General features: G+C 63.5%; 12 protein-coding genes. 6 read left to right on the plus strand and 6 right to left on the minus strand.

Annotated features, from left to right (window positions below; genetic code table 11):
• Window positions 1–4 precede the first annotated feature (4 nt).
• The 5 genes from IVB48_RS10810 to petA form a co-directional block, all read right to left on the minus strand.
• Window positions 5–2170 carry an anthranilate synthase component I gene (locus IVB48_RS10810; protein ID WP_247399878.1) on the minus strand — a complete coding sequence of 722 codons (2166 nt, stop codon included), beginning with the start codon at window positions 2168–2170 and terminating at the stop codon, window positions 5–7.
• A gap of 384 nt (window positions 2171–2554) precedes the next feature.
• The gene (locus IVB48_RS10815; protein ID WP_247399880.1) at window positions 2555–3589 is read right to left on the minus strand and encodes a DUF4375 domain-containing protein; all 1035 of its coding nucleotides are present in this window, start codon (window positions 3587–3589) and stop codon (window positions 2555–2557) included.
• Between the two features lie 95 nt (window positions 3590–3684).
• The gene (locus IVB48_RS10820) at window positions 3685–4359 is read right to left on the minus strand and encodes a dienelactone hydrolase family protein (RefSeq protein WP_027568578.1); all 675 of its coding nucleotides are present in this window, start codon (window positions 4357–4359) and stop codon (window positions 3685–3687) included.
• A gap of 145 nt (window positions 4360–4504) precedes the next feature.
• On the minus strand, window positions 4505–6577 hold the full coding sequence (gene fbcH, locus IVB48_RS10825; RefSeq protein WP_027568577.1) for a cytochrome b/c1: 2073 nt from the start codon (window positions 6575–6577) through the stop codon (window positions 4505–4507).
• Window positions 6578–6639: 62 nt separating this feature from the next.
• Window positions 6640–7170 (minus strand): ubiquinol-cytochrome c reductase iron-sulfur subunit, encoded by a 531-nt coding sequence (gene petA, locus IVB48_RS10830; protein WP_026232845.1) that lies wholly within the window; start codon window positions 7168–7170, stop codon window positions 6640–6642.
• 278 nt (window positions 7171–7448) lie between these two features.
• On the opposite strand from petA, the gene IVB48_RS10835 reads away from it, so the two are divergent.
• From IVB48_RS10835 to IVB48_RS10860, 6 genes are all read left to right on the plus strand, one after another.
• A complete protein-coding gene (locus tag IVB48_RS10835; protein ID WP_007595044.1) occupies window positions 7449–7907 on the plus strand; it encodes a tRNA (cytidine(34)-2'-O)-methyltransferase in 459 nt (152 codons plus the stop codon).
• An 18-nt stretch (window positions 7908–7925) separates the two neighbouring features.
• Window positions 7926–8558: a 7-carboxy-7-deazaguanine synthase gene (gene queE / locus IVB48_RS10840; protein ID WP_247399882.1), complete on the plus strand. Its 633-nt coding sequence runs from the start codon at window positions 7926–7928 to the stop codon at window positions 8556–8558.
• A gap of 17 nt (window positions 8559–8575) precedes the next feature.
• The gene (locus IVB48_RS10845; RefSeq protein WP_027568574.1) at window positions 8576–8950 is read left to right on the plus strand and encodes a 6-carboxytetrahydropterin synthase; all 375 of its coding nucleotides are present in this window, start codon (window positions 8576–8578) and stop codon (window positions 8948–8950) included.
• Window positions 8947–9846, plus strand: coding sequence for an oxygen-dependent coproporphyrinogen oxidase (gene hemF / locus IVB48_RS10850; protein ID WP_247399885.1), 900 nt, complete (start codon window positions 8947–8949; stop codon window positions 9844–9846). Before IVB48_RS10845 ends, hemF begins: the two co-directional genes overlap by 4 nt.
• Complete coding sequence (locus IVB48_RS10855) at window positions 9837–10589, plus strand: HAD family hydrolase (RefSeq protein WP_247399887.1); 753 nt, start codon at window positions 9837–9839, stop codon at window positions 10587–10589. The genes hemF and IVB48_RS10855 overlap by 10 nt, the downstream gene beginning before the upstream one ends.
• A 368-nt stretch (window positions 10590–10957) precedes the next feature.
• Window positions 10958–11161, plus strand: a complete 204-nt coding sequence (locus tag IVB48_RS10860) for a DUF2158 domain-containing protein (RefSeq protein WP_027516401.1) — start codon at window positions 10958–10960, stop codon at window positions 11159–11161.
• A 455-nt stretch (window positions 11162–11616) separates the two neighbouring features.
• Here the strand turns inward: IVB48_RS10860 and IVB48_RS10865 are convergent, their stop codons facing one another.
• The gene (locus IVB48_RS10865; protein ID WP_247399889.1) at window positions 11617–12705 is read right to left on the minus strand and encodes a winged helix-turn-helix domain-containing protein; all 1089 of its coding nucleotides are present in this window, start codon (window positions 12703–12705) and stop codon (window positions 11617–11619) included.
• Window positions 12706–12709: the final 4 nt, after the last annotated feature.

A 12709-nucleotide genomic window follows, 5' to 3' on the forward strand; every position in this document is an offset into this window, starting at 1 on the left:
CCTCTCAATCAGCGCGCGCATCCAAACGGAACGCGTTCTCGACAATTCGTAAGCCCACCTCGCCGCTGAGCGACATCAGCGATTCCGGATGGAATTGCACACCGGCGACCGGCAGGGTCTTGTGCTCGAGCGCCATCGCGACGCCGTCCTCGGTGCTGGCGGTGACGGATAGCACCTCCGGCATGCTGTCGCGCTCGACATAGAGCGAGTGATAGCGGCCGATCACGATCTCGTTCGGCAGATTGCGCATCAGCCGCCCGCCGCGCACCTGCACCCGCGAGGGCCGGCCGTGGGCGGGATGCGTGAGCTGCCCGAGCTCGCCGCCGAAATACTCGCCGATCGCCTGGACGCCGAGGCAGACGCCGAACACCGGCAGCTTGTTCTCCAGTGCCGCGTCGATGGTCTTCTTGATGCCGAAATCCTCAGGCCTGCCGGGCCCGGGCGACAGCACCAGCAAATCCCACCGCTTCTGCTTGAGCATGTCGAGCGCATGCACATGGCGAACTACGGTGACATCGGCGCCGACCTGGCGAAAATAATCGGCCAGCATATGCACGAAGCTGTCGTCATGGTCGATCAGCAGTACCCGCTTGCCGCTTCCGGTGGCATCGGGCGCGAAGGCCGACAGCGGCTTTGGCGGATCGCCGCGCAGCGCCTGGAACAGGGCCGCGGCCTTGACCTGGCACTCGCGGTCCTCGGCGGCGGGATCGGAGTCGAACAAACAGGTGGCGCCGACGCGCACTTCCGCGAGGCCCTCCTTCATCCGGATGGTGCGGATGGTGAGGCCGGTGTTGATGCTGCCGTCGAAATTCACCGCTCCGATCGCGCCGGCATACCAGCGGCGCGGCGAGCGCTCGTGATCCTCGACGAACTGCATCGCCCAGAGTTTTGGTGCGCCGGTGACGGTGACGGCCCAGGCATGGGTGAGGAACGCATCAAGCGCATCGAACCCTGGACGCAGCATGCCTTCGACATGGTCGACGGTGTGGAAGAGTTTTGAATAGGTCTCGATCTGCCGGCGCGCCAGCACCTTGATGGTGCCGGGGACGCAGACGCGTGCCTTGTCGTTGCGGTCGACGTCGGTGCACATGTTGAGCTCGAACTCGTCCTTCTCGGAGTTCAGGAGCTGGCGGATCTGCTCGGCATCGCCGATCGCATCGGTACCGCGCGCGATCGTCCCCGAGATCGGGCAGGTCTCGACCCGGCGTCCGTCCGAGCGCACGAACATTTCCGGAGAGGCCGAAACGAGAAATTCGCCCTCGCCAAGATTCATCAACGCGCCGTAGGGCGACGGATTGATGACGCAGAGCCGCTGGAACACTTCGGCCGGCGAGCGGTCGCTGGGCTCGGCGAACAGCTGCCCCGGCACCGCCTCGAACAGATCGCCACGCGCAAAGGCGGCGCGCGCGGTCTCGACCGTGGTCTGATATTCGCCGGGGGCGTGATCGGCAAAGCCCTGGCGCGGTGTGTTGAGGTAGGGGCTTTCGGCGGTCTCATGCGGCAAGCCCGCGGTGGACTTGCCCTTCCAGACGAAATCGTAAGTGAGCACGACGCCGCGGCCGGTGGCGCGGTCATAGGCGAGCAGGCGGTCGGGCACGTAGAGCACGATGTCGCGCTGGTCGCTCTCGCGCGCGCGCTTCTGCACGAGATCCTCGATCTGGAACACGAGGTCGTAGGCGAAGGCGCCGAACAGGCCGAGCACCCCGTCGTCATTGGCGGAGAACGCGGCGACGAGATCGCGCACCAGCGACATCACGCTGGCGCGCCGCGTGCGCTGGTCTTCGTCGATCGGGGCTTCGCCGCGAATGATATGACCAGCAAGGCGCGTGGGCGTCGTCTCTGAGATCACGACGCAGGGTTCGCGCAAGACGTCAGCGAGGAAGGCGATCAGCACCTCCCCGCGCGCGTTCAGTGCTTCCAGCTTGAAATTGACGCCGGTGGTCTCGAGCTTGAGCGGCGGGTCGGAGAAGCCGAGGTCAAAACTCTCGTAGCGGCCGGGCACGGTCGTGCCCGACGACAGCACCACGCCGCGGCGGCGGTCGAGCAGGCTGACGAGATCGTCGAGCCGGTTGGCGCCGCCGTAAAACTGTTCCGCCACGCGCGTGATCGCAAGCCCTGCGCGGGTCACGTAGTCGCTTCGAGCCGGAAGGGCAAAGACGGTCCTGTTCATGGGGTCCTCTTACGAAACTTGTCGAGGGAACGCCACACAGGACAAACGATCAGGCCGCCGCACTGCGTGGGCGACCTCAGACGATTTTGGGAGAATAAATCGCACCGGCCACCTCTTAGGAGGTGCGCCACCAAAGACGGGATGGGCGGACGGCGGTGCTCATAGGGCGGATACTCACCATGGCGCGGGGACGGCGTCAAGGGTGGCTGGGGTCGGCTCGACCGCAAAATGGCGCAAATCGCAACGAGGGTTATGGCCGGTCTTGCAGGCTGTTGCGCCCCACGGCCGCGTCTGCGGCATGACGCTCGATTTCGTCTCGCATGACCCTGAGCACGAGCTCGCCACCAGATCCGATGACCTGGGCGCGGTCGCCCAAGGTTTCGATCAAAACGCTGGTCTCTCCTGTGACCGCCAAATGGCTCGATCGTCGCTCACGCTCAAGGCCGTGATCGCCGCGGTGGGACCCAGACTTAACTTCCGCAACAGCAGGTCGATCGCTTCGGCCGCAAAGTTTTGCTCGGCAATTCTCAAGAAATTCTGGATCGTGTCAGTCCCCACAGTCGACAGCCGCGCGCCCACTATCGTAGGGGGCGTCGCAAGTTGATAAAGTCGTCCACCCGCCTCATCAAAGACGCATAGCCGCGAGCCCTTGTTGGTCCTTACGCCGAACGCCGTGCATTGCTGCCCCTCCACATCGGTGTCGAATCCTGGAAGCACCATAACCTTGAGCTCTGGGTCAGGCCTTACCGCCCCGCAGGCCGCCGCGACCGTGATCTGCAAATCGTCAGTCATCTGGAAGCTGATGTGGCGAACGCTTTGCCAGATCCGGCGGTGGGACCGATGTGGGTTAAGCTGCGCAAGCCGCTCGATTTCAGAAGAATACTGCTCCTGCGCGATGGCGCGCAATTCGGGCCAGCTTGCGATCCATCGGGCCGCGAGTGGTGTCATTGGTTGCTCTCGTTCTACCGCATAGAAGCGCTTATCAAGCGCGCTGAGCGCCGCGGCGCGGTTTTCGAATCCGGTCTGCAGCGCAGCCTCGCCGGGATGTGCCTCTACCCAGGCGATCATCTCCTGCAAGATCTGGTGTTGCGAGCTCGCTCCCATCGCCTCCAATCCAGCGAGTGCATCGCCGGACGTCGTTGGGAGCATCGCGAGCCCTGTGTTGCCGATGAACTGGCTGTGACCGCCGTTGCAGACCTGAGCGAGATAGTAGTCGGCATGATAGGCCTGTATGGCCACGGCCGGGAGCTCACCTCTCGTGTAGACGCCGACGTGCTGAATTTGGCTGACATAGTCGACCACAGCGCCGGTTAGATAACCGGCCTTCTCGGGGTCCCGAGCCGCTTCCAGCGCTTTGCTCGGCACCACAATCTTGGTCAAGCGGCCATCCACAATCACCGTGCTCTCCAGCAGTCGCATGGTGGAAACCCCTGCGACTGCACTCTGTGATTGCGGTGATTGATTTTCAATCGCGGCGCGGCAGTAGTGCTGATCGCGCTCCGTCGGCGACCAGCCTACCCCAGATGCTTCCTAAAAAACTCCGTTGCCCTGCCCCAGGCGAGCTCGGCGGCTTCGCGGTCGTGGACGGCTTGGCGTTGCTCGTTGACGAAGGCGTGCTCGGCGTCATAGCGGAACAGCTCCAGCGACTTGCCGGCGGCCTTCATAGCGTTTTCGAAGCCGTTGACCAGCTCCGGCGTGCACCAATCGTCCTTGTTCGCGAAATGGGCCTGGAGCGGGATCTTGACGTCGGCGGGCTTGGCGGCCTGCTCCGGTGGAATGCCGTAGAACACGACGCCGGCCGCGAGCTCCGGCACGTGCACCGCGCCAATGATGGTGACGGCACCGCCGAGGCAGAAGCCTGTCAGCCCGACCTTGGCGCCGTTGCGCGACAGATATTGCGTGGCGCCGCGCACGGTCTGCGTGGTGGCGTCCATGAAATCGAGCGAGTTCATTTCTTTGCCGGCGGCGTCCGTGTCGTGATACGGCACCACCTTGCCCTTGTAGAGATCGGGCGCCAGCGCATCGAAACCGGCCAGCGCGAAGCGATCGCACAGGCCCTTGATCTGGTCCGACAGCCCCCACCATTCCTGGATGACCACCACGCCCGGCGCGTTGCCGCGCGCGGCATTGGCGAGATAGCCCGATGCGTCCTTGCCGTCCGGGCGCTTGAAGGTGATGGCGGTTCCCATGGTGTCCTCCGACGAGTTTCTGGGGAAGCGATTGCTGGTATTTTGGCGGCTGCGCGGGCGATAGGCAATCGCGCCTGACAACACACTCTCGTGCCCAACAAAAAAGCCCCCTTGCGGGGGCCTCTTCATTCTCGCCTCGGGCCGCTCAGTGCGAGTCGGCCCAGACCTTCTTCTTGGTGAAGTACATCAGGCCGGCGAAGATGATCAGGAAGATGAACACCTGGAAACCGAGGCGCTTGCGCGCTTCCATGTGCGGTTCGGCGGTCCACATCAGGAACGTGGTGACGTCCTTGGAATATTGCGCGATCGTGGTCGGCGAGCCGTCGTCGTAGGTGACCTGGCCATCGCTGAGCGGCTTCGGCATCTTGATGGCGTGGCCCGGGAAATACTTGTTGTAGTAGGACCCCTCCGGGATGGTCACGCCTTCGGGCGCCTTGTCCTCAAAGCCCTGGAGCAGCGCCGAGACGTAGTCCGGGCCCTGCTCCTGATACTGGGTGAAGAAGTCGACGATGAACATCGGGAAGCCACGGCCGTAGGAGCGCGCCTTGGTGATCAGCGACAGATCCGGCGGCGCCGCGCCGCCGTTCGCCGCACGCGCGGCCTGCTCGTTCGGGAATGGCGAGGGGAAATAATCCGCCGGCCGGCCCGCGCGCTCGAACATGTCACCCGCGTCGTTCGGGCCGTCCTTGACCTTGTAGTCGGAGGCGAAGGCTGCAGCCTGCGCGACCGAATAGCCGGGACCACCGGCTTCCGCGAGGTTGCGGAAGGCGACGTAGGACAGGCCGTGGCAGTTGGCGCAGACTTCCTTGTAGACCTTCAGGCCGCGCTGGAGCGCACCGCGGTCGTACTTGCCGAACGGACCGGCGAACGACCATTTGTTGCCCGGCGGTTTGTCGCTGCCTTCGGAGGCACGCGCGCTGTCGGCTGAGCCCGCAAACAACGCGCCCGCCAGCGCAAGCACGATCGCGCTCGACACCATCGGCGTCGACCTGCTCCCGGTTTTGGCCAGGACGGCATCCGAGATCGAGTTCGGCACCGGCCGCGGCTTCTCGATGCGCGAGAGCAGCGGCAGCACGATCAGGAAGTAGGCGAAGTAGCAGAACGTCAGGACCCGGCCGGCGATCACGTAGATACCTTCCGGCGGCTGCGCGCCGAGATAGCCGAGCAGGATGCAGACCGCGACGAAGATCCAGAAGAACTGCTTGGCCAGCGGACGGTACTTCGACGATTTGGTCTTGGCAGCATCAAGCCAGGGCAGGAAGCACAGGATGATGATCGCCGAGAACATCCCGATCACGCCCGCGAGCTTGTTCGGGATCGAACGCAGGATTGCGTAGAACGGCAAATAATACCATTCCGGCACGATGTGCGGCGGCGTCACGCCCGGATTCGCCGGAATGTAATTGTCGGCGTCACCGAGGTAGTTCGGCATGTAGAAGATGAACCAGGCGTAGAGCAGCATGAAGCAAGACACGCCAAACATGTCCTTGATGGTCGCATGCGGCGTGAACGGAACCGTGTCCTTCTCCGTCTTGGGCTCGACGCCATCAGGGTTGTTCTGGCCGGAGACATGCAGCGCCCAGACGTGGAGCACGACGACGCCCGCGATCAGGAACGGCAGCAGATAGTGCAGCGAGAAGAAGCGGTTCAGCGTCGGGTTGCCGACCGAATAGCCGCCCCACAAGAGCGTCACGATGCTCTCGCCGACATAGGGAATGGCGGAGAACAGATTGGTGATGACGGTGGCGCCCCAGAAGCTCATCTGGCCCCAGGGGAGCACGTAGCCCATGAAGCCCGTCGCCATCATCAGCAGGTAGATGATGACGCCGAGGATCCATAGCACCTCGCGCGGCTCCTTGTAGGAGCCGTAATAGAGGCCGCGCAGCATGTGGACATAGACGGCGACGAAGAACATCGAGGCGCCGACGGCATGCATGTTGCGCAGCAGCCAGCCGTAATTGACGTCACGGACGAGCAGCTCGACCGATTTGAAGGCGAGGTCGGCATGGGGCGTGTAGTGCATCGCCAGGATCACGCCGGTCAGGATCTGGATCCCCAGCATGAACGAGAGGATGGCGCCGAAGGTCCACCAATAGTTCAGGTTGCGCGGGGTGGGATAGACCACGAAGGAGGAGTGCATGAGGCCGAGGATCGGCAGACGTCGCTCGATCCATTGCAGGGCCGGATTGCTCGGCTGGTAGTCGGATGGTCCGCTCATGATGCGATCCTGAGGAAATAGTACGACGAGACGGCGCGAAGCTTCGGACGAGGGCCCGAGGCTCAGCCGATCTGGATTTTGGTGTCGGAAACGAACTGGTACGGCGGCACCGGCAGGTTCGCGGGCGCGGGCCCCTGGCGGATGCGGCCGGACGAATCGTACTGCGAACCATGGCAGGGGCAGAAGAACCCGTCGTAATTGCCTTCATGGGCGATCGGGATGCAGCCGAGATGGGTGCAGATGCCGATCACGACCAGCCACTGCTCGTGGCCGGACTTGACCCGGGCCTCGTCGGACTGCGGATCGGGCAGGCTCGCCACGTTGACGGCGCGCGCCTCGTCGATCTGCTTCTTGGTGCGGTGGCTGATATAGATCGGCTTGCCGCGCCAGAACACCTTGATGTCCTGCCCCTCGGCGACCGGGCTGAGATCGACCTCGATCGGCGCACCGGCGGCGATGGTCGACGCATCAGGATTCATTTGGGAAATGAAGGGCCAGAGCGCGGCTGCGCCCCCTACTGCTGCAGCTGCCCCCGTTGCAACGAATAAGAAATCACGGCGTGTCGGATGGTCCGCCGAAGACGCTGTCGTCACGATTCCAACCCTTTCTTCTTATGCAGCCGGCGGAACCGCTCCAGGAGCCCCCAAGGTCCCCAGAACAGCCTGCCGGCGCCCGCGGCCCCCCGCGGCGGCAGAACTTCACGTGCCCCCACCAAAACAAGGCGAAAACAGCAGTCCAGAATCGTTCTATTGGCACCCTTGCCGGGCGAGCGCAAGCCCGCTATCGGCGCGGGAGCGTGCAATGCACGAATTCCGCGGCCAGCGATGTTTTATTGAGACATTTCCGGCCCGCACCGAACCCGGCACAGCCCATGCAGATAGCGCTTTTCCAACCCGACATCCCCCAGAACACCGGCACGATTCTCAGGCTCTGCGCCTGTCTGGGCGTGGCCGCCCATATCATTGAACCGGCGGGCTTCCCGGTCTCCGACCGGCATTTCCGCCGGGCGGGAATGGACTACCTCGATCAGGTCAGCATCGTCAGGCACGACTCCTGGTCGAAATTCGAGCAATGGCGCGCGGCGCAGGGCGCCCGCCTGCTGCTGTTCACCACCAAGGGGGCGACCGACTACCGCGATTTCCGTTACCAGACGGCGGACATCCTGCTATTCGGGCGCGAGAGCGCCGGCGTCACCGAGGCGGTGGTCGAGGCGGCGGACGCCCGGCTGGTGATCCCGATCGCTCCGGGGCTGCGGTCGCTCAATGTCGCCATGACCGCGGCGATGGCCGCAGGCGAAGCGCTGCGGCAGCTCCGGAACCCGCAAGTTTGATATGTTGAGGAGAGACGGTTGAGTTACGCGGTCAAGGAAATCTTCCTGACACTGCAAGGCGAAGGCGCCCACGCCGGGCGCGCGTCCGTGTTTTGCCGTTTTGCCGGCTGCAATCTCTGGAGCGGGCGCGAGGCGGACCGCAGCGAGGCCACCTGCAAATTCTGCGACACCGATTTCGTCGGCACCGACGGCACGCTCGGCGGGCGCTATGCTTCGGCTGCGGAACTCGCCGGCACCATCGCGGCGCAATGGACGGCCTCCACCGACAACCGTTACGTGGTGCTCACCGGCGGCGAGCCGCTGCTTCAGGTCGATGCCGCGCTGGTCGACGCGCTCCATGCCCGCGGCTTCGAGATCGGGGTCGAGACCAACGGCACGATCGCCCCGCCCGAGGGTCTCGACTGGATCTGCGTCAGCCCGAAGGGCGGCAGCGATCTTGTGATCCGGCGCGGCCACGAGCTGAAGCTGGTCTATCCGCAGCCGCTCGCCATGCCGGAGGCCTTCGCGGATCTCGCCTTCGAGCGCTTCTCGCTGCAGCCGATGGACGGGCCCGAGGTCGCCCAAAACACCGCGGGCGCCATCGACTATTGCCTCAATCATCCGCAATGGCGGCTCAGCGTGCAGACGCATAAGTCGCTCGGTATCAGATAGGATTGGTTTTCGAACAGATGTGGGAATTGACGAAATCGTTTCGCTTCGAGGCGGCGCACTCATTGTCGGGAACGACGTTCGGCGCGGATAGCGAAGAGATCCACGGCCACTCCTTTCGCGCCGAGGTGACGCTGCGCGGCACGCCCGATCCCAAAACCGGCATGGTGGTCGATCTCGGCCTGGTCCAGCGCGCCATCGAGGACGTGCGCATGACGCTGGACCACAAGTACCTCAACAAGATCGAAGCGCTGGGCACGCCGACGCTGGAAAACCTCTCGCGCTTCGTCTGGGAGCGGCTAGCCCCTATCGGCAAGCTCACCCGCGTCAGCATCCACCGCGACAGTTGCAACGAGAGCTGCACCTATTACGGTCCGCAAGGGTTGAGAGAATGACATCCACATTGGACCCGAGCTTGATCGAAGACCGCAAGACGCGCGCACGCGCCTGGTTCGAAGCCCTGCGCGATGACATCTGCGCGAGCTTCGAGCGGCTGGAGGACGATGCCCCGCAAAGCCTTTATTCGGGCGAGCCGGGCCGCTTCAAACGCACGCCGTGGCAGCGCACCGATCATACCGGCGCGGCCGGCGGCGGCGGCGTGATGTCGATGATGTCCGGCCGCCTGTTCGAGAAGGTCGGCGTGCACTGCTCCACCGTGCACGGCGAATTCGCGCCCGAGTTTCGCGCGCAGATTCCCGGTGCGGCGGACGACCCGAAATTCTGGGCCTCCGGCATCTCGCTGATCGCGCATCTGCGCAACCCGCACGTGCCGGCGGTGCACATGAACACGCGCTTCGTCGTCACCACGAAAGCCTGGTTCGGCGGCGGCGCCGATCTCACGCCGGTGCTCGACCGCCGGCGCACGCAGGACGATGCCGACAGCATCGCCTTCCACGCCGCAATGAAACAGGCCTGCACGCAGCCGAACGGCATCGCCGATTACGACAAGTACAAGAAGTGGTGCGACGAGTATTTCCACCTGCCGCATCGCAAAGAGGCGCGCGGCATCGGCGGCATCTTCTACGACTGGCATGACAGCGGCGACTGGGACGCCGACCTCGCCTTCACGCAAAATGTCGGCCGCGCCTTCCTGAAGATCTATCCCGACATCGTGCGGCGCAATTTCGCGACAAGCTGGACCGCGGAGGATCGCGAGGAGCAATTGATCCGGCGCGGCCGCTATGTCGAGTTCAACCTGCTCTACGACCGCGGCACCATCTTCGGTCTCAAGACCGGCGGCAATGTGGATTCGATCCTGTCGTCGCTGCCGCCGGAGGTGAAATGGCCATGACGACGATGAATCCCGCAATGAGGCCGCTGCCGCGCGCCATGCTGATCGACATGGACGACACCATCCTGTCGGCCTATGCGCGGCCCGAGATCGCCTGGAACGCGATCACAGCGGAGTTCGCGGAGGAACTCGCGCCGCTGCCGCCGCAACTGGTCGCAAGCACCGTCCTGGCGTTCGCGAAAAACTTCTGGGCCAATGCGGACGCCTCCTGGCGGATGAAGCTCGCCGAGGCCCGGCATCTCACCGTCAAGGGCGGCTTCGCCGCGCTCGCGGCCGCCGGTCATCGCGCCCTGCCCGACGACCTCGCCATTCGTCTCGCCGACCGTTTCACCGCCTATCGCGAGGAGGAGATGTTCGTCTTCCCCGGCGCGCATGACGCCATCGACAGGCTCAAGGCGCTCGGCATCAAGCTCGCGCTGGTGACCAACGGCGCCGCCGACACCCAGCGCGCCAAGGTCGAGCGCTTCGAGCTGGCGCATCGCTTTCACCACATCCAGATCGAGGGCGAGCACGGCTTCGGCAAGCCCGAGGAGCGCGCCTATCTGCACGCGATGGACGCGCTCGGCGTCACCGCAAGAGACACATGGATGATCGGCGACAATCTGGAATGGGAAGTCGTGACGCCGCAGCGTCTCGGCATCTACGCGATCTGGATCGACGTGCATGGCGACGGCCTGCCCGAAGGCTCGGCGGTGAAGCCCGACCGCATCATCCGCTCGCTGACAGAACTGCTGCCGGGCTGACTGCAATCAGGGTGCGCAAACAAAAACATTGAAAACAACCCCATGCACAGTAGACGGCCGCAGCAGAATCAAGGACTTGCGGTAAACGCAAACTGCGGATCTGACAAAATCATTTGCTCCGTCGGGCAAAACAGGCGCATGGTGTCATGGTCGCGACGCACGGGACGGAAGAGCCCTTGCGCCACCCATCGAACAGGCGCCATTGCCTCTCGTGATGGGATCGCTCCGGCCTAAAGCTCTCTGATCGATTTCAGCAGCCCGGCCGGCGCATGCGCGCTACCGCAACACATCCACTGACCAAGTAGCCCGTGATCGGCATGTCATGCCGGTTTGCTAGCTTCTCCGTCAATCAACCGAAAGGACCATCCATGGAACTAAAAGCCGGCGATATCGTCATGCTGAAATCAGGCGGGCAGCCGCTCACCGTCGCTGACGTGAAGGGCGACGACGTGATCTGTCTCTGGATGGGCGCAGAAGGCGATCTGTTTCGCGAGACGCTGCCGCTCGCGGTGCTCGATCGACTGGAAGAGCTCGACGACGAAGACGAGGATGATGACGAAGACGAGGAGTAAGCGCGGCTGAGGCCGCGTCCTAGTTTGATCGGAGCGCACAGCTCCGGCGCGCGTGATGTCCGCTTCTCCGCCAAAAAGGCGCGATAGCGGACATCGCTGCATGGCGCAGAACGGCCGACGAGGCGCTGTCCGGATTCATCTTCTTGTCAGAACCGAAAAGGCGGAGGCGACAATGGAGCAGGACATTCCGAAAGACGCAGCGCGCTCGCAACCGACGGCTCGCAGGCGTCTGGCAGGGAATTCAATCATGGGACAGCCGCCTGTCGGTCACCAAGGGACTGACGGCCGTTACACTTTGCTGGCCGAGTCCCTCGGGGATACTTTCAGCATCTGAATTCCTGGAAGCAGAAGGCCATCCTCGGAACGCCCTGCCTGTAATTATCGTATCTCGCTTAAGTGGTGCAGCCAGCACTGTCACGGCAACTCCCATTTGTCCCGTCGGCCGTAGGCCGAGATCAGCTTGTGTAAGCGTGAAGGCCCGCGCCAATATTCAACGATCGGCTACACGGTTCGATGGCTTCTTCGTATTGGCGGAGCTGCAGGTGCGCAACACAGAGGAGCCGCACCGTGATATTCTTCTGCAAGATGGCTAGATTTGTCCGATCGCCGTCGAACCGGTCGGACCATACGTCGTGCGCAGTCTGAAGATCAGTCAGCGATACGCTGATCCGCACCAGATCTCCGCTGCGCTTCACCGCGCCGCGCACCGCCCAGCGGCTGCCGATATCCGTTCCAAGCTGCTTCAGATCGATCGACTTATTCTTGTAGGTGCGGGCGGCCTCGCGTCCGATGACGAAAGTGGCGGGCGCTCGCGCAAGATCGGTCGTCAAATCTGTCGTGATGGCATCGGCAAGGTGATCCTGCTCTGGATCGTTGTTGAGGTTGGCGAAGGGCAACACGATGAGAGAGAGACGATGCGCGATCTCGGGCCTGACTATCGGCTGTCCGTGAAGCTCTCGAGCTTCCTGAACCGCGTCGGTACGGAGCGTCTTCCAGACATTCCAATAACCGACAAGGCCGCCGGCAATTGCACCGATGGCAGCAACCGACGCCAGCGTACCGCCGACGAACTTCAGAGGGCCTCTGATGCGACGCACCCAGTTCTTGGACCGCCATTTGAAAGCTACTTTTTCGGAGAACTCCGGGACCAAAACCGCTGCCTCCGCGGCTGCGCGCGCAAGATTCGCCGGTTCTGCGAGGGCGCCTGATGTCACCGCAGTTTCGGGACATCGCTCGTCATCGTGGACAGCGCCCACGAAACGAAAGCCCTTTCGTGGAAATGTCTTGATAAGACGTTGTTGCACGCCTGAGTCGCCGATCGCGCGTCGGACCGCGTTCAATCGGGTCGTCAGCGCCGCGTCGGACACGATCCGACCATTCCAAATCGCGTTTATGAGATCATCCTTGCTGACGACCCGATCCCTGCTGCGGATCAAATAGCCGAGCAGATCAAGTACCTGTGGCGTCGTAGGCACGGCATCGGCCCCGCGCCGCAACTCGCGCCGGTCGGTATCCAGCACACAGTCCTCGAAGAAATAGCGCATGGCA

Origin of the sequence: Bradyrhizobium sp. 76, from assembly GCF_023073025.1 — a bacterium.
Classification (GTDB): Bacteria; Pseudomonadota; Alphaproteobacteria; order Rhizobiales; family Xanthobacteraceae; genus Bradyrhizobium.

Coding starts and splice junctions, on each gene's coding strand:
- IVB48_RS10810 (WP_247399878.1), bottom strand. CDS start 2,170: ATGAACAGGACCGTCTTTGCCCTTCCGGCTCGAAGCGACTACGTGACC.
- IVB48_RS10815 (WP_247399880.1), bottom strand. CDS start 3,589: ATGCGACTGCTGGAGAGCACGGTGATTGTGGATGGCCGCTTGACCAAG.
- IVB48_RS10820 (WP_027568578.1), bottom strand. CDS start 4,359: ATGGGAACCGCCATCACCTTCAAGCGCCCGGACGGCAAGGACGCATCG.
- fbcH (WP_027568577.1), bottom strand. CDS start 6,577: ATGAGCGGACCATCCGACTACCAGCCGAGCAATCCGGCCCTGCAATGG.
- IVB48_RS10835 (WP_007595044.1), top strand. CDS start 7,449: ATGCAGATAGCGCTTTTCCAACCCGACATCCCCCAGAACACCGGCACG.
- IVB48_RS10845 (WP_027568574.1), top strand. CDS start 8,576: ATGTGGGAATTGACGAAATCGTTTCGCTTCGAGGCGGCGCACTCATTG.
- hemF (WP_247399885.1), top strand. CDS start 8,947: ATGACATCCACATTGGACCCGAGCTTGATCGAAGACCGCAAGACGCGC.
- IVB48_RS10855 (WP_247399887.1), top strand. CDS start 9,837: ATGGCCATGACGACGATGAATCCCGCAATGAGGCCGCTGCCGCGCGCC.
- IVB48_RS10860 (WP_027516401.1), top strand. CDS start 10,958: ATGGAACTAAAAGCCGGCGATATCGTCATGCTGAAATCAGGCGGGCAG.
- IVB48_RS10865 (WP_247399889.1), bottom strand. CDS start 12,705: ATGCGCTATTTCTTCGAGGACTGTGTGCTGGATACCGACCGGCGCGAG.